This window comes from Baaleninema simplex PCC 7105, from assembly GCF_000332355.1.
GTDB lineage: Bacteria > Cyanobacteriota > Cyanobacteriia > Cyanobacteriales > Geitlerinemataceae > Baaleninema > Baaleninema simplex.
The window spans coordinates 3,734,756-3,752,695 of record NZ_KB235958.1; the positions used below are offsets into that span (position 1 = coordinate 3,734,756).

9 protein-coding genes are annotated in these 17,940 nt (G+C 55.6%); 6 read left to right on the plus strand and 3 right to left on the minus strand.

Annotated features, from left to right (window positions below):
* Positions 1 to 206: 206 nt before the first annotated feature.
* A complete protein-coding gene (locus GEI7105_RS31345) occupies positions 207 to 1,457 on the minus strand; it encodes a tetratricopeptide repeat protein (protein WP_017662021.1) in 1,251 nt (416 codons plus the stop codon).
* Positions 1,458 to 1,473: 16 nt separating this feature from the next.
* Here GEI7105_RS31345 and GEI7105_RS0119030 point away from each other — a divergent pair, with 16 nt between their 5' ends.
* The 5 genes from GEI7105_RS0119030 (at position 1,474) to GEI7105_RS0119055 (ending at position 8,478) form a co-directional block, all read left to right on the plus strand.
* Positions 1,474 to 2,697, plus strand: coding sequence for an esterase-like activity of phytase family protein (locus GEI7105_RS0119030; protein ID WP_144053871.1), 1,224 nt, complete (start codon positions 1,474 to 1,476; stop codon positions 2,695 to 2,697).
* A 213-nt stretch (positions 2,698 to 2,910) separates the two neighbouring features.
* The gene (locus tag GEI7105_RS0119035) at positions 2,911 to 3,513 is read left to right on the plus strand and encodes a chromophore lyase CpcT/CpeT (protein ID WP_026097785.1); all 603 of its coding nucleotides are present in this window, start codon (positions 2,911 to 2,913) and stop codon (positions 3,511 to 3,513) included.
* A 149-nt stretch (positions 3,514 to 3,662) separates the two neighbouring features.
* Positions 3,663 to 4,814: an NAD-dependent epimerase/dehydratase family protein gene (locus GEI7105_RS0119040; RefSeq protein WP_017662024.1), complete on the plus strand. Its 1,152-nt coding sequence runs from the start codon at positions 3,663 to 3,665 to the stop codon at positions 4,812 to 4,814.
* 90 nt (positions 4,815 to 4,904) lie between these two features.
* Complete coding sequence (locus GEI7105_RS0119045; protein ID WP_017662025.1) at positions 4,905 to 6,038, plus strand: glycosyltransferase; 1,134 nt, start codon at positions 4,905 to 4,907, stop codon at positions 6,036 to 6,038.
* A 415-nt stretch (positions 6,039 to 6,453) separates the two neighbouring features.
* Positions 6,454 to 8,478 (plus strand): elongation factor G, encoded by a 2,025-nt coding sequence (locus tag GEI7105_RS0119055; RefSeq protein WP_017662027.1) that lies wholly within the window; start codon positions 6,454 to 6,456, stop codon positions 8,476 to 8,478.
* 125 nt (positions 8,479 to 8,603) lie between these two features.
* Here the strand turns inward: GEI7105_RS0119055 and GEI7105_RS33695 are convergent, their stop codons facing one another.
* Positions 8,604 to 15,029 carry a PAS domain S-box protein gene (locus GEI7105_RS33695; RefSeq protein ID WP_144053872.1) on the minus strand — a complete coding sequence of 2,142 codons (6,426 nt, stop codon included), beginning with the start codon at positions 15,027 to 15,029 and terminating at the stop codon, positions 8,604 to 8,606.
* A gap of 181 nt (positions 15,030 to 15,210) precedes the next feature.
* Entirely contained in the window at positions 15,211 to 16,926 is a 1,716-nt protein-coding gene (gene radA / locus GEI7105_RS0119065) for a DNA repair protein RadA (protein WP_017662028.1), read from the minus strand.
* Between the two features lie 155 nt (positions 16,927 to 17,081).
* Between radA and rpaB the strand changes: the two genes are divergently transcribed.
* Complete coding sequence (gene rpaB, locus GEI7105_RS0119070) at positions 17,082 to 17,813, plus strand: response regulator transcription factor RpaB (protein WP_017662029.1); 732 nt, start codon at positions 17,082 to 17,084, stop codon at positions 17,811 to 17,813.
* Positions 17,814 to 17,940 lie beyond the last annotated feature (127 nt).

Here is a 17,940-nt window from a genome sequence, read left to right on the forward strand (position 1 = left end):
AAGTCACGCACCCTACGGACTGTTGGCGGTGTACATTGGCGGTGCGTGACGAGCGCTCGGTCTCAGGATTTACACCCGATTTTTCAAGTCACGCACCCTTGTCTGTTGGCGGTGTACATTGGCGGTGCGTGACGAGCGCTCGGTCTCAGGATTTACACCCGATTTTTCAAGTCACGCACCCTACGGACTGTTGACTGCTTCGCGGTTTACTGTAAATTTGGGGCGGACATTTCTTGCATGACGGTTTCGATGTTCACTTGAAAATAGGCTTCTCGATTGCCCAGTTGTCGCGCCAGTTCTAGGCCGCGTCGGAAGGCTTCTAAGGCGGGGCCGTAGTTTTGGCGTCGCTGTTGCAGTTTGCCGATGCGATCGTACGTAACCATCAAGCCGTAGGTGTCTCGCGCCAGTTGGTGGACGTCAAGTTGGGTGCGATAGACCTGAAGTGCCGCGTCGAATTCGTTATACCGTTCGTAGAGCAAAGCTAGGCGATCGAGGGCTTCTTGGGCGCGGTAGAACTGCAAGGCTTCCCAGGCCAGGCGATAGGCGTCTTGAAACTGCGTCACGGCGGCGTTTAACTGTCCGATCGCAGCATAATCGTCGCCGATCGCGAGCTTTAATGCCGTGACTTTGGCAATATCGTTGAGAGTGCGGTAGTAGGTTTCTAATTCCTGTTTGACGGCGATCGCGTCTTCGTATCGGCGGAGTTGGTCGTAAATATAAGCCAACTGCGTTAAATAATAGGCTTCTGACAAGCGATCGCCCCGAGAAACCGCCATCTCCCGCAGTTCGCGATAAGCCGCCGCCGCTTCCTCGTAATCCAAATCCTGCAAAGCGATACGGGCGATTTGCCGCAGGGTTTCTTCCTCCGTGATGGGATCGTTGCGATCGCGGGCGATCGCTAACACCCGTTCGAGTAAGTCCAAGGCTGCCTGACGGGCCCCGACTTCTTCGTAGGCTTGGGCTAAACGCTGCAACACCTCCACGTTGGGGGTTTCCCGTTCCTCGAGCTGTTCGGCTTGCAGTTGGCGCAACCGCTGCGTCATCACTTGCGCTTGATAGAAGTTTTCCTGCTGCCATGCGATACTACCGACGCGAAGCAGAGCTTCCAACTCCGCTGAAGTCCCTAAAAACCGCCGCAAGCGGATTTCGCGGTTCCACAACTCGAAGGCGGTGGCGGCGTCTCCTTGCGCTAAAGCCGCTTGTGCGCGAGCGTTGAGGGTATCGAGAGCGCGATCGAGCTGGCGTCGTTCCTCCGGTTTCAGTTCCGTTGCTCCCTCCCACACCGCTTCAGGAATCAGGGGATCGGGTTCCGTCAGTTCTAGGGGACTGGGGGGAAAACTGTTTTCGGGTTCGGCGCGAACCCCAAGCGCAAACGTCAAACTCCCGAGGAGCGTCGCCACAGCGAGGACGTTGGCTGATACAGTAAGAAACCGAAATCGCAAATGCAAAAAAGCCATTGATGTGGGGTCGATCGTGCTTGTAAATCAGTTATTGACCGTGCTGCGCGTCCGACGCCGCGCCTTGTTCCGAGTTGTCGGACTGTTCTGTGTTGCCGTTGCTGCGAGTTCCCTCGTCGGATGTAGTTTGCCGCAAGTCCAAGCCGAAAATCGGCTGTTTCTCGATCTGTCGGTGGATTATCTCGACGACTCCCAACTGAGCGAGATCGAGTTCGAGGGAACGCCAGTCGGCGGACTGTCCGCCCTGACCTACGATCGCCAACAGGGAGTATTTTATGCCCTCTCAGACGATCGCGGGATGTTAGCTCCGGCTCGATTTTATACTTTAACCTTGACCCTCGACAGCAGCGACCCGAACTCGCCCGAGATTGCCGACTTGTCCGTGACAGATGTTACCGAACTGACAGACGCATCCGGGGAACCGTTTGCTCCCGGTGCGATCGATCCCGAAGGATTGGCGTTGTCTCCCGACGGAACCCTGTTCGTATCTAGCGAAGGCGTCGCCAGCGAGGGCATCGCGCCGTTTGTTGCCGAGTTCGATCGCTCCGGTCAGCTAATTCGCCAACTCCCCTTACCCGAGTATTTTATTCCCGACAGTGTCGGTGAGGCGCAGGAACTGGGCGTTCGGGACAACCTAGGATTCGAGGCATTAACCGTCGGCGGTTTGGGAAGTGGGGAACCCTATCGGGTGTTCGCCGCCACCGAATCGGCACTGCAACAAGATTTCGATCCCGACACCGACAGCATCGAGACGATTAACTGTCGTCTGTTACATTACGTCGTTATCGCAGAGCGATCGCAAATCGTCGCCGAACACCTGTATCGCCTCGATCCGCCCCCGTCTTCCCTGACGATTAGCCACGGCTTAGTCGAACTGCTGTCTCTCGACGGTGCGAGCGCTTTAAACCTCAATGGAAGCGGCTATTTTCTGGCGTTAGAACGTAGTTTCGGCGCGTCTGGGTTTGGGGCAAAACTGTTTCAAGCTAACATTGGCAGTGCCACCGACGTTTCGACGCTCACTTATTTACGGGGCGATCTCGACGGCATCGATCCCTTAGCCAAACGGTTGCTACTGGATTTAAACGAGTTAGACTTCGATCTCGACAACCTCGAAGGGATGACCTTCGGTCCTCGTTTACCAGACGGTTCCCAGAGTTTGTTGTTCGTTAGCGACAATAACTTTCGCGACGAACAGAAAACAGAGATCTTGCTATTTCGGTTGCGTAAAACGCCGTCATAATTGACAATTGACAACGTTTTTTACAGTCACCAGTCCGTAGGGTGCGTGACTTGAAAAATCGGGTGTAAATCCTGAGACCGATCGCTCGTCACGCACCGCCAATGTAGCCGAAGTCAGGTCAATACTTCTCCCCTTCTCCCCTTCTCCCCTTCTCCCCCTCTCCCCCTCTCCCCCTCTCCCTTACTCCCTTACTCCCCCTCGACTTATTTGCCCATGACACATTCGACAGATTTAAAAACTTTAGCGAGTTGGATGGCTTCAGATTTCAGCAACCGCCAACAAGCCTTTGAGAACCCACCCTTGTTCGCCCAAGTCCGGGCTTGTATGCGTCCGCTCCCGCCGGACGTCTTGTCGGGGGTGAGTTTTTATTTAGAACAAGCTTACGAATACGCCCTCAACCGTCCCTATCGAACACGAGTGTTGAATCTCCAAGTCGTTGGCGACGGAGACGAGAAAAAAATCGTCATTACTAATTACGCGATCGCCAACGCCGAAGAATTTTTCGGAGCCTCCCGAGAGCCACAGCGGTTGAGTTCTTTAACGAGCGATCGCCTCACCGCCCTATCGGGTTGTAACTTTATCGTAGACTGGACGGGACGAAGTTTTAAAGGAACCGTCGAACCCGGAAAAAGATGTCTCGTCGAGCGAAACGGGAAAACCACCTATCTCGATAGCACCTTTGAAATCTCAGCCACTCACTTTACGACCCTCGATCGCGGTTACGATCCCGATACGGGCGAGCGGGTTTGGGGATCGGTGGCCGGTGCGTTTGAATTCGAGCGTTTGACGAGTTTCGCCAACGAAGTTCGCACGTGAGGAGTCGCCAGAGAGCGCCCGTACCCGAGCTGTAGTTGCCGAGGTCGTCGTGTCGTCTCCCTGTCGGTTTTCCCCCATCGATGAATGTGTCGCAAGGTACACCAAACCTGGTAGATTTAGCGAGTATCGGTAAGCAATCTTGTAACAGCATGAAAGTACTAGTAATTGGCGGTGATGGATATTGCGGTTGGGCAACCGCGCTGTACCTGTCCAATCGCGGACACGACGTAGCGATCTTGGACAACTTAGTACGGCGTCACTGGGACAACCAGCTACAAGTTGAAACCCTGACGCCCATCGCCCCGATTCAGCAGCGGATTCAGCGTTGGTACGAACTCACCGGGAAGACGATCGACCTGTATATCGGCGATATCAACGATTACAGCTTCCTGCTCGAGAGTATGCGCCAATGCGAACCCGAGGCGGTGGTTCACTTCGGCGAACAGCGTTCGGCGCCGTTTTCGATGATCGATCGCGAACACGCCGTCATGACGCAAGCCAACAACGTCCTCGGCAACCTGAACTTGCTGTATGTCATGAAGGACGAGTTCCCCGATTGCCACTTGGTCAAATTGGGAACGATGGGCGAATACGGCACGCCGAACATCGACATCGAAGAAGGCTACATTACCATCGAACACAACGGGCGTAAAGACACCCTCCCCTATCCCAAACAGCCGGGAAGCTTCTACCACCTCAGCAAAGTTCACGACAGCCACAACATCCACTTTGCCTGTAAGATTTGGGGCTTGCGTGCCACGGACTTGAACCAAGGTGTGGTTTACGGCGTGCTAACCGAAGAAACGGGTATGGACGAAATGCTCGTCAACCGTCTCGACTACGACGAAGTGTTTGGAACCGCTCTCAACCGCTTCTGCATCCAAGCCGCGATCGGTCACCCGCTGACGGTGTACGGTAAAGGCGGACAAACCCGAGGCTTCCTCGACATTCGCGACACGGTGCGCTGTATCGAGATTGCCATCAACAATCCCGCCAACGCCGGAGAGTTCCGCGTGTTCAACCAGTTTACGGAAATGTTCAGCGTGGCCGACTTGGCGATGAAGGTGAAACAAGCCGGAATTGCGATGGGATTAAACGTGGAAATCCAAAACCTGGAGAACCCCCGCGTCGAACTCGAAGAACACTACTTCAACGCCAAAAACACCAAGCTCATCGACCTCGGGTTACAGCCGCACTACCTGTCCGACTCGTTGTTAGATTCGTTGCTGAACGTGGCGATGAAGTATAAAGAACGCGTTGACAAGAAAAACATTCTGCCCAAGGTATCTTGGCGTCGATAAGGAGAAAACGGGTGTCCGATACCTCGGTTTGTCCCGTGCTGTCAGGCTGGGGCGATCGATCGCCGAATTTTTGAAAACGACCGGTAGACCATGCGTATTGCCCTATTCACCGAAACATTTTTGCCGAAAGTCGATGGCATCGTCACTCGTCTGCGCCACACCGTCGAACACTTGCAGCGGTTGGGCGACGAGGTCTTGGTGGTTTGTCCCGACGGAGGGTTGACCGAGTATAAAGGGGCGCAAATTCTCGGCGTACCGGGATTTCCCCTGCCTTTGTATCCCGAGTTAAAGTTGGCCGTTCCCAACCCCTCGATTCGTCCGGTGTTAGAGGAGTTCGCGCCGGATTTGATTCACATCGTCAATCCGGCCGTGTTGGGGTTGGGCGGACTGTACTATGCCAAGTCGATGAAAGTGCCGCTGGTGGCGTCGTACCACACCCATTTACCGCAGTATCTCCAGCATTACGGGTTGGGAATGTTTGAAGAGGTGCTTTGGGGATTGCTGCGGGGCGCCCACAACCAAGCTCAGTTGAATTTGTGTACGTCGACGGCGATGGTGGAGGAGTTGAGCGCCCACGGTATCGAACGGGTAGACTTGTGGCAGCGCGGCGTAGATACAGAGATGTTTCAACCGCACTTGGCCAGTCAGAAAATGCGCGATCGCCTGAGCCAAGGTCATCCTGACGCGCCGCTGCTGCTCTACGTCGGTCGGTTGTCGGCGGAAAAAGAGATCGATCGCATCCGCCCCGTGTTAGAAGCCATTCCCAACGCGCGACTGGCGTTAGTGGGAGACGGCCCGCACCGTCAGGCACTCGAGGAACATTTTGCCGAAACGCCGACCAATTTTGTCGGGTACTTGAAAGGATTGGAGTTAGGGGCAGCTTATGCCTCGGCGGATGCCTTTATTTTTCCATCCCGCACAGAAACCCTAGGACTCGTGCTGTTAGAAGCGATGGCGGCGGGTTGTCCGGTGGTGGCGGCGGGAACGGGCGGTATTACTGATATCGTCACGGACGGCTCGAACGGGTATCTGTTCGAGCCCGCCGACGAAGAAGGGGCGATTCGCGCGACGCAACGCCTGCTCGATAACACGCAGGAGCGAGAAACGCTACGAGCCAACGCACGTCGAGAAGCCGAACGTTGGGGTTGGGAAGCAGCAACTCGCAACCTGCAACAGTACTATCGCCGTGTCGTGACGGTCGATCGGCTTCCGTCGGCGGCGTAAGAGATTGAGATCCGAGCGTTTTAACAAAATCGACGTTAATTCTGTCAATTTTTTACTAATTTGGAGTAGAGTGTCTGTTTGGATGCCTCTACTCTATTTTTTTGAGATGCACCTCAAGGAAGATCCTGTTCCCCGTTCCCCCTTCCCTCTCCACGATCGACTGTTTTACAAAGATTATATAAAATTGATTTTCCTCAGCATTCCTTTACACTTCTTGAAGATAGTGTTAAGACAAGCTGCAATCTCGATGAAGTTTCGTCTGAGAGTTAGATAATAAAACTAGAAAAACAGTCAACTGAGATTTAAGGGGATCGTCGAGTAAAACCCGGACTGTATCGAGGGTTGAGTCCTGACGATCGCGGTAATTCTCAGACGAACCAACTATCTCAAACCGATTATATTTGAGGAGAAGGTTATGACCGAAACCGTTCGATCGAATTGGCGAAATATTGCAATTGTCGGTCCCTACTTAAGTGGAAAAACAACGTTACTCGAAAGTCTATTGTTCGTAACGGGGGCAACGACGCGTAAAGGCAGCGTGGCCGAGGGAAACACTGTCGGCGACAGCGCCCCAGAAGCACAACAGCGACAAATGAGCGTGGAAGTGTCCGCCGCCTGCACCGAGTATGGCGGCGTTAACTTTACCTTTCTCAACTGTCCGGGGTCGATCGAGTTCGCCCAAGAAACCGATAACGCCCTCATCGGCGTGGGTTCGGCGGTGGTCGTCTGCGAACCGGACGTCAGCCGCGTTCTAACCCTAGCGCCGCTGTTTAAATTCCTCGACGATTGGGAAATTCCCCATATCGTTTTTATCAACAAAATGGATCGCCCCACCTCCAGCTTTAGCGAGGTGTTAAACGCGTTGCGCGAGGTGTCGTCTCGTCCCCTGGTTCCCCATCAATATCCCATTCGCCAAGGGGAAAACGTCACCGGATTTATCGATCTCGTCAGCGAACAGGCGTTTCAATTCCACGAAGGAGCGCCGTCAGACCCGATTCCGCTGCCGGAAAGCCTTAAAGAAGAAGAACATATCGCGCGGCAGGAAATGCTCGAAAGCCTTGCCGACTTTGACGATCGCCTGCTCGAAGAACTCCTCGAAGACATCGAACCGCCCCAAGAGGAAATCGTCAAAGACCTGAAAATGGAACTCGGTGCCGACCTCATCGTTCCAGTGTTTCTCGGCGTGGCCACCGAAGATTACGGCGTGCGCCACCTGCTCGATGCCTTGCTGCGGGAAACCCCCGAACCCAGTGAAACGGCCAAACGTCGCGGCATCGACGCCAAACCCGATAAACCCATCGCCCAAGTTCTCAAAACCTACTACACTCCTCAAGGGGGCAAACAGTCCCTCGTGCGGGTGTGGAACGGTACGCTCACCGATGGCATGACCCTCGACGGCAGCCGCATCGGAGGGATTTACCGCCTGATGGGAAGCGACCAAAAGAGCTTACAAGAAGCGCAAATCGGCGAAATCGTAGCATTGGGACGGCTCGACACCGCCCAAACGGGAGACACCCTCAGCGACGATGGCAGCGTGGAACTGCCTAAAGCTCAAGCGTTAGCGCCCGTGTTTGCATTGGCGATCGCCCCAGAACGGCGTAAAGACGAAGTGAAAATGAGTTCGGCCCTGTCGAAACTCGTCGAAGAAGATCCCGCCTTGACCTGGGAACAACACGCCGACACCCACGAAATCATTTTATGGGGTCAGGGGGAAATTCATATCAAGGTGGCGCTCGATCGCCTGCGGCGGAAGTACAACCTTCCCATGACGACGCACCTGCCGAAAGTTCAGTACAAAGAGACGATTCGGAAATCGACTTCCTCGATTCACGGACGGTACAAACACCAAAGCGGCGGACACGGACAGTACGGCGACGTATATCTCGACATCAAACCTCTCGAACGGGGATCGGGATTCGAGTTTAACGAAACTATCGTCGGCGGCGTGGTTCCCAAACAGTACATTCCCGGCGTCGAAATGGGGGTTCGGGAGTATCTCGATAAAGGGCCGCTCGGATTCCCCGTCGTGGACGTGGCGGTGACGCTGACGAACGGTTCCTATCACTCCGTCGATAGTTCCGAACAAGCGTTCAAACAGGCGGCGCGCGTGGCAATGCAGGCGGGAATGCCCCAATGTCAGCCCGCGTTACTCGAACCCATCGCCTCCGTGGACATTTCTACACCGAACGAGTTCACCTCGAAGGTGTTACAACTGATTAGCACGCGGCGCGGACAGATTCTCGGCTACGAAGCGATCGCCGGATGGAAAGGCTGGGACAAAGTCTCGGCGTACCTACCGGAGTCGGAAATGCAGGATTTGATCGTCGAACTGCGATCGCTGACAATGGGAGTCGGCTTCTTCAACTGGCAGTACGATCGCTTGCAACAGGTTCCCGAAAAACTGGTCGAACGGATTCTGTCGCAGTTGTCTGACGAGTAGGGAGTAGGGGAGCTTCTTCAGGGAAGAGTGAAGAGTGAAGAGTGAGGAGAGCAAACAGGAAACAGTGTCTCATCATCTCATCCCCTCACTGGTGACTGGTGACTGGTGACTGAAACACTGTTTCCCTATTCCCCGTTCCCTGTTCCCCGTTTCCTGAAAAAGTTCTCCGGCTTTTCCACTCGAAGCTGTTCGAGGGCGACTTTGACGGGTTCGAAGCAGGACATTAAGCGATCGAGGGCTTCAGAAAGCACCTCTAAATTTCCCGAGACAGCTTCGCGCTCGATTTCCGCGCAAATTTCCGAAACCTGAGTTGCGCCGACGGTGGCACTGGTAGATTTGAGGGTGTGGGCGGTGCGTTGGAGGGAAATGGCGTCGTTGGAAGCGATCGCCTCCCGCATCACGTTTGAGAGCTTCGGAACTTCCTTGAGATAGAGATCGATCGCCTCGACGAAAGTTTTAACGTCTTGTTCTCCGAGTAACTCTCGCAAGACCTGCAACGCCTCGCGATCGAGAACCTCTTCGACCTCTGCCGTTTCCGCTGCCGAAGTACGTTTGCGAGTGTCAGTTTCCAGTGCGGGATCGGTCGGCTGTGACGGCACGTCCGAAGGGGCGATCGCACATTGGGCTAAAGCTCGTTCCAACTGATTGGCACGGATCGGTTTGCTGACGTAATCGTCCATTCCCGCCGCCAAACACGCCTCGCGATCGCCTTGCATGGCGTTGGCCGTCATCGCCACGATGCGGGGTCTGGGAAACGGAATCTTCACCGAACCGTTCGTCAGGCGTCGCGTCGTCTCCAACCCGTCCAACTCCGGCATTTGCACGTCCATCAGCACCACATCGTACGGTTGTCGCTGCAAAGCGTCGAGAACCTCCAAACCGTTGGCGGCCACGTCGGCGCGATATCCCATACGTTCCAAAATTCGCAGCGCCACCTTTTGATTGACGGCGTTGTCCTCAGCCAATAACACTCGCAACGGCGATCGCGTCACCTCCGACGACGCTTGCCGCTGGCTCTCCCCCCCAGACGGCTGCAAACGCGCCTGACGGGGTCGAATACTCTGAGGGTGTCCGCCGAGGGCTTTCGTCAGGACGTTATACAACTGCGATTGCTTGATGGGTTTGTTGAGAAAGGCCGTAAAATTCAAATCGACCTCAGCCGAACCGATTTCCGGAAAGCCTATCGAGGTAAACATCACCAAGGGCAAGTCTTTCCCCTGGGGCAGCGATCGAATGGCTCTGGCCAGCGCGACCCCGTCCATCTGGGGCATTTGCATATCCAACACGGCAATATCGAACGTTTCGCCCCGCTCGAGACGTGCCAGCGCGTCTCGTCCCGAAGCAGACGCATAGGGCTGCATTCCCCAACACTGGGTTTGGCGCGTCAAAATTTGGCGGTTCGTGGCGTTGTCGTCTACGATCAACAACCGCTTGTTCGACAGTTGCTCTTGCGGTTGGCTCAAATCCACCCATGTCGAACTCGGAAGCACCACCGCGCGAATCGTAAAGTAGAAAGTCGAACCGACTCCCACCTCGCTCTCGAACCACATTCGACCGCCCATCAACTCACTCAAGCGTCGGCTGATGGCCAGCCCCAACCCCGTTCCGCCGTACTGTCGCGTCGTCGAGGCATCCACTTGAGAAAAGGGTTTGAACAGTCGAGTCATGCGGTCTTGCGGGATGCCGATCCCCGTATCCCGTACCGAGAATTGCAGTTCGACGGTTTCGGGTTGTCCGTGGGGGGTCGGGGTCGTTCTAGGGCGTCTCGACACGGCGACGACCACCTCTCCGACTTCCGTAAACTTCACCGCATTGGCGAGCAAGTTGACTAAAATCTGACGCAGGCGCGTCACGTCGCTCGAGATAACGGTCGGCACGAGGGGATCGATCGAACACACTAGCTCTAACTCTTTCTGAGCCGCTTTCGTCACCAATAAATCGAGAGCGCCTTCGACACAACTGCGTAATTCAAAGGGGTGTTCCTCGAGTTCCAAGCGTCCAGACTCGATTTTCGAGAAGTCCAGAATATCGTTGATAATCGTCAGCAGCGCGTCGCCGCTGATGCGGATCGTTTCGACGAAATCCCGTTGGTCGGGGGTCAAATCCATATCCAACAACAGGCCGGTCATGCCGATAACGGCGTTCATGGGCGTGCGGATTTCGTGGCTCATCGTCGCAAGAAACTCGCTCTTGGCGCGGTTGGCGGCTTCGGCGGACTGTCGCGCCTGTTCGAGGGCGGCGTTTTGTTGCGACAGCATTTGTCGCTGTTGTGTTTCGGCTTCTAGCAAGCGAGCTTGAGCCAGGGCGATTCCCACTTGGTCGGCCACGGACTCGACGAGTTCGATTTCGTCGGGCGTCCAATGGCGGAAGCGCACGCACTGGTGCAATCCGATCAGTCCGTTAACCGACCCTTGGTAGGAGGTTCGAATCGCCAACATGGATTTGAGGTTGATTTGGCGACACAGCGGCGCAATGGGTTTGAGAAGGGGGTCTTCGTAAACGTTGGGCGAGGCGAGGGCGCGATCGCTTTCGATCAGTCGCGTCATGTAAGCGTTATCGGCGATCGGCACTTCCAAATGCAAGATCGAGCTACAGCGATGACCGAGATATTCTGCCACAAAGGGCGCTTGAGGGTCGGGATCTTCCCGGTAGGTATGCAGCAGACAGCGATCGACCTCTAGCGCTCGACCCAAGAGCGTACAGGTAATTTGAAAGATTTCTTGAGTATCGAGTTTCGAGCGAATGTCTTGAGTAATTTGTTTGAGTAAAAGCGCCCGTTGAAACGCTCGCTGTAACTTCACGCCGGCCTGGTTGCGTTCGATTTCGCCGCCGACCCACTGCGCCATTAACCGCAGCAGTTCGCGATCGCCGGTCGTAAACGGAACCGTGCGCCCCTCTGGACTCGAAAAGCTAATGGTTCCGTACAGAGCGCCCTCGACGAAAATGGCCGTCCCGATATAGGCTTGCAAGCGGCGGTTTTGGTAGGCAACGGTGTCGCACCAGGGAGACTCGGACATTTGTTCGACGGCGACGACTTCGTTTTGACCGGCTTGCAAGTTGTCGAAGACGATTTCGTCGTAGGTTTGGCGCAAATCTAGGGCGTCTCCTTTCATTGGAGCTAACGCCGCGTTGCTCTCGGGAAGTCGAATCGCTAACAGTTCGTAGCGGTTCGCGTCGATGCGCCCCACCGTCCCGATTTCCATGCCGAATCGCTGACATCCCATTTCCAACATCCGCCCCAAGCGAGCGTCGAAATCCAAGTCGCGATCGGCCGTCACTTCGTACAGGGCGCGAATGGTGGCTTCGCTGTCGCGCAACCGCGCCTCAGCTTGTTCCCGTTCTCGCAGTTCGGTTTGCGCTTGGGCGTACAGTTCCGACTGTTGGATGGCAATGGCCAGTTGAACGCTCAACTGGCGCAACAGTTCGGTTTCCGAGTCTTTCCACTGGCGGGGACTGCGACAGTTGTGGGCGATTAGCAACCCCCACAGTTGCGGGGGAGTTTCGTGGAGGTGAGGGTCGCGATCGACGCTCGGTTGCAGCAGAACGGGAACGACTAAATTCGCCCGAACGTCTAGCTGGCGGAGTAAATCGACGTGACACTGGGGTAACTCGCTCGTCTGAATATCGACGATCGCTCCGATGCGACCCTGTTGGTAAGGGGAGACTTGAGTTTTGCCGAAGCAGGGATCGTGGATGTAGCGTCCCAACAGTTGGGAAATTCCCGGTTCTACGGACTCGACGACGACGCGACCGCCCCAATTTTCATCGAAGCGGTAAATCACCACGCGATCGGTTTCGAGAAAATCGCGAACTTCCTTGACGGCCGTTTGCAAGACGGAGTCTAAATCCAAGGACTGGCGAACGCGCTGGGAGAGGGTCGCTAACAGGCGTTCTCGACGCAGTTGTTGCTCGAGGGCATCTTCGGCGTATTTGCGATCGCTGATATCTTCGGCGATTCCCACGACGCGATAGACAGTTCCGTCGTCGTCGGTTACGGGAAAGGCGCGATCGCGAATCCAGCGCACCCGACCGTCAGGAGGAACGATACGGTATTCCTCGTTGTACGTCCCGAGAGACTGCTTGGCGAACGCCGCCACCACGCGATCGCGATCGTCGGCGTGTATCGCGTCGACGAAGGCTAGCGGACGTGCGTAGACGGTTTCTCGCGCCATCCCCCAAATCTGCTCGTAAGCAGGACTCAAGTACAGCATCTGGTTTTTGCGGGGATCGGTCATCCAGAAGACGCTTTCGATGTTCTCGGCGAACTGGCGGAAGCGTTCTTCGCTTTCCTGTAAGCTTTCTGTGGCGTGACGGGCTTCGGTCACGTCGCGACAGGCACACACGAGAATTCCGTCTTGCGTCAGGGATAACGAAACTTCTTCAAAAAAGCAGGTACCGTCTTGGCGTTTGGCGATCGCCTCTCCCCGCCAGTGTCCCTCGCGCACCAAGATCGGAAACACGTCCCGTTCGAGACGGGCGATCTCGTCGGCATCGTAGACAGTATGCCAGGTTTTCCCTATCAGTTCTTCAGGGTGTTCGTAGCCGAAAATCTTGAGGTGGGCGTCGTTGAGATAGAGATACTCGCCGTCGGCGTTGAGAATCGCGATGCCGTCCATCGCCACTTGGACGGCCAGCAACTGCTGGCGCAGGGTTTCTTCGGTCGTTTTGCGATCGGTAACACTCAAACCCGCCCCGCGAAAGCCGACGATTTCCCCGGTTTCGTCGAGGAGTGGGACGCCGTTGACTTCTTCCCAGACTACGGTTCCTTCGGGGGTCACGTCCCGATGCTCGAATTTGAAGCTGGTTTTGCGTTCGGAGGCGTCTCGGACGATCGCCTGAATGCGAGGGATATCCTCTTCGGGCATAAATTCTAGAGGAGAGCGACCGAGGAGCTGCTCGGGACTGTAGCCTTTGACAGCTTTGACCCGATCGGTGAGGAAGGTATAGATGAGATCGGCATCGACTTCCCAGAGGTATTCTCCTGCTGCGTCGGACACGTCGCGGAACCGTTGTTCGCTTTCTCGCAGGGCCGCTTCCCATTGCAGGCGTTCGGTGACGTCGCGGTTGATGCCGAGAGTACCGATAACGTTGCCGCTGTCGTCGGTGAGGAGAACGACGAGTGTTTCGCACACGCGGGAGGTTCCGTCTTTACACGTGAAGGTGACTCGTCCCGTCCAGCGACCGTTAGCGATCGCCCCGTCGAGCATGGGTCGGACGAAGTCGTCTCCGTCGGGATGGAGTCGGCTGAGGGACGCTCCGAGGATTTCGGATTTGCTGTAGCCGAAGAGGGTCTCGGCGGCAGGGTTCCAATCGACGATCGCCCCTTCGCTATCGGTGAGGACGACGGCGTCGGAGATGTTTTCAAAGGTGAGGGCTTGACGGCGCAGTTGGGTTTCGATTTGTTTGCGATCGCGGATGTCGCGTACGAAGACGCAGTTGAGGGCGCGATCGCCGAATTCGAGATAGTTGAGGCTGACTTCGACGGGGATCGATTCTCCGTCTCGGGTACGGTGGAGGGATTCGAGGGTTAGGGAACCGGTGTGGTGTAGGAATTCCCACCGATCGTTCCAGTCGGATTCTTCGAGGGTTTCGTCGATATCGAAGACGCGCAGGGTTAACAGTTCGGCTTGGGAATACCCCAGAAGGTGACAGGCGGCGTCGTTGGCGTAGACGACACGGGCATCGGCATCGATCCAAAAGATGGGATCGGCGGCGCGATCGACGGTAAACTGCGTTAAGCTCAGGGAGTCTTCCGTTTGCTGGCGTTCGGTAACGTCGCTGAAGCTCCAAACGTATCCAGCGAGGCGATCGTCGATCGAATAGGCTCGAGAGGAACGCTCGAAGACGCGCCCGTCTTTGAGGGTCAGGCGATCGACAGATATCGGGTTGGGATTCGCGTACAGTTCTTCGACCCGAGATTGAAAGCTTTCGACATCCTCGAGAAGTTCGAGAACGTGGTTTAAGGCCCGGCGATCGTCCCCCGCTTGCAAGATGTCGTCGGGGATTCCCCACAGAGCTTGAAACTGAGGGTTGTAGGCGACGATGTGACGGTCGGTATCGACGATGAGAATACCGCCTTCGGTAATGTTGAAGAGGGCTTCGAGGATCGCCTGTTGTTGGTGAAGTTGGCGATGGGTTTCGCTGGGGGGGGTCTCGAGCTGTTGTGAAGTTTCCCGTTCGCGATCGCGCTGCGACCCCGGAACGAGACTTCGCAGCAGGGGGAAGCGGGGGACAGCAGCCCCGAGAACGAACAACAGCATCGAAGCACCGGCGAGGTCGAGGAAACTCGAGAGCCAAACGTCGGGATTTCCAAAGTCCCAAAGGTCGAGCGTTCGGCTCGTTCCCACGAGGGCGAAGACGGCCGCCACCAGCCAGAGGAGAACGGGTCGCGCGGTGTCTCGCCGACTCATGAAGACGGCGATCGCAGCGGCGAGGAGCAGGTAAGAAAGAGCTAACGTCCCGTCGGCTAGACCGTGAAGCCAAGCCCAAGGTTCGCTTGCCAAGACGATGGGATTCGAGGCAGGGAGATCGAACGAACGCAGGACAAGCATAGGGAACTGACTGAAACCGATCGAGAGTAAAAAACTGCGATCGCGAGATCGCGATCGGAATGACAAGGTACTAACGTAGCACTCGGGCGATCGCACGGAGAATCCTGTCTATTTCTATCGTGACATACGCGCTCTCTGAGAGTCGCGGGTACAAATACGGAGAAGTCGGGATCGACGGGGGTTAAAACAGGTCAGTTTCCGCCGAACGGTTGTCCGAGGTCTCTTCCGGGCTGTTTTCGTCGTCGTCCCAATCGTCGTCGATCGCTTCTGCATCTAGCACCATCGGTATAATGTTGCCGTTTTCGGAGCTGCTGTTTTCGGGGCTGCCGTTTGCGCCTTCGGCGTCGGCGTGACTGGGAATGGCTTCTAAAATCGCGTCGAGAACCCGCGCCACGGGAACCAGTTTCAACCCCAAGTCGGGGGGATTTTGACCTCGGGGAACGATCGCCCGTTTGAATCCGAGTTTAGCCGCTTCCCGCAACCGCAATTCTAACTGCGACACTTGACGGACTTGTCCTCCCAAGCCCACTTCGCCGATGAGGACGGTGTGGGGATCGACGACGCGATCGCGAAATCCCGATACCACGGCGATGGCGATGCCTAAATCGGCGGCGGGTTCTTCGACGCGAATGCCGCCGACGGAAGCTACATACGTATCTAACTTCGAGAGGGGAACGCCGACTCGCTTTTCTAACACGGCGAGAATTTGTTGCAGGCGGCTGCTATCGACCCCCGTGGCACTGCGACGGGGCGATCCGAAACTGGCCGGACTCACCAAGGCTTGTAACTCGACGACGAGGGGGCGCGTGCCTTCGCAGGCGACGATGGTGGAGGTTCCCGAGACGCTTTCGTCGCGACTGCCGAGAAATAACTCCGAGGGGTTGGCTACTTCCCGCAAGCCGTTCGACACCATCTCGAACACGCCGATTTCGTGGGTGGCTCCGAAGCGGTTTTTCATCGATCGCAGCAGGCGGTGACTGGCGAAGCGATCGCCCTCGAAAAACAGTACGGTATCGACTAAGTGTTCTAATACCCGAGGACCGGCGATCGAGCCGTCTTTGGTCACGTGGCCGACGATAAATAAGGTAATATTTTCTCGTTTTGCCACCTGCATCAACGCCGAGGTACATTCTCGTACCTGTGCCACGGAACCGGGAGCGGACGTTAGCGAAGCGAAGTAAATGGTCTGAATACTGTCGATAACTGCTAAATCGGGTTTGAGGGATTCTAATTCCCGTAAAATTATCTCTAAGTCGGTTTCGGGAAGTAAGAAAAAATTGGTTTCGACTTCCGAAGACGGGCGATCGTCTGGGGTTTCGTCCCGTTCTGTCCGAGGTTCTATGTTTTTTTCTAACCTTTCAAACGATCGATGCTCCGAGCCGTTCTGCTCCTCTTCCTCTGCCTCGTCTGCGTCTTCTTCCATCGTCGCCACCAGGAGCCGCTGCGCCCGCAACTTGATCTGCTGTCCCGACTCCTCGGCTGAAACGTAGAGAATGCGGGTGGTTCTTGCCAACTGACTGGCCGTTTGCAACAATAGTGTCGATTTCCCGATTCCCGGTTCGCCGCCGATCAGAACCAGAGAGCCGGGGACGATGCCCCCACCGAGGACGCGATCGAGTTCTCCATATCCCGAGGGCGATCGCGTGACGCTGGCGTCGGCAATTTGAGAAAGTAACACCGCCGCTCTCGGCTCTCCGTCCGATTTGTCCGCAGACTTACCCGGCGTCAGATCCCGATTCCACGCCGCCGCACTGACCGGACGACTCGAGGCTAACATTGTCGGCGGCTCGGTTTCGCTCAGAGAGTTCCAGGTGCCGCAATTCGTACAGCGTCCGAAGTACTGAGGAAACTCAGCACCACATTCATTGCAAATATAATACGTTCGAGACTTGGCCATAGTGACGGCGACAGCGTGCCTTCAATCGTTAAAAAACCCTGAAAGATAGCCCAGCAAAGGATTTCAACTGAGATTCGACCGCTCGATAGGGTAGTATCTTAATGTAGAGTAGCAAAATTTAACGATCGATTTGAATTAAAGGGGTTTGAAGGACATTGGATAGTCAAAAAGAAAAAATTCTCGTGGTTGATGACGAAGCGAGCATTCGCCGTATCCTCGAAACGCGCTTGGCCATGATCGGTTACGACGTGGTAACAGCAGCCGACGGTGAAGAGGCGCTCGATACGTTTCGCGATGCCCATCCCGATTTAGTCGTCCTAGACGTGATGATGCCCAAATTGGACGGCTACGGTGTCTGTCAAGAACTTCGCAAAGAATCAGACGTTCCAATTATCATGCTTACCGCACTCGGCGACGTGGCCGATCGCATCACCGGATTAGAATTGGGTGCCGACGATTACGTGGTCAAACCGTTTTCGCCTAAAGAACTCGAAGCTCGGATTCGCTCGGTCTTGCGCCGCGTGGATAAAACCAACAGTTCTGGAATTCCGAGTTCGGGTGTCATTCAAATCAACAGCATTCGCATCGACACCAACAAAAGACAGGTGTACAAAGGCGACGAACGCATTAGGCTCACCGGCATGGAATTTAGCCTGTTAGAGTTGTTAGTGAGTCGTTCGGGCGAACCGTTTTCGCGATCGGAGATCCTTCAGGAAGTGTGGGGATACACCCCAGAACGTCATGTGGATACGCGCGTGGTAGACGTTCATATTTCCCGCTTGCGAGCGAAACTCGAAGACGACCCGAGCAATCCCGAATTGATTTTAACGGCTCGGGGAACGGGATATCTGTTCCAACGCATCATCGAACCGGGCGAGGAAGCGTGAGGAGAGGGGGAGAAGGGGAGAGGGGGAAAACTAATATTCAAATAGCCTTTCGGATTGTTCGTTATCTGTTCCCGATTTGCGTCTGTCTATTTCGATGCCTCAGCTTCCCGTTTGCAGTTGCCCGTTT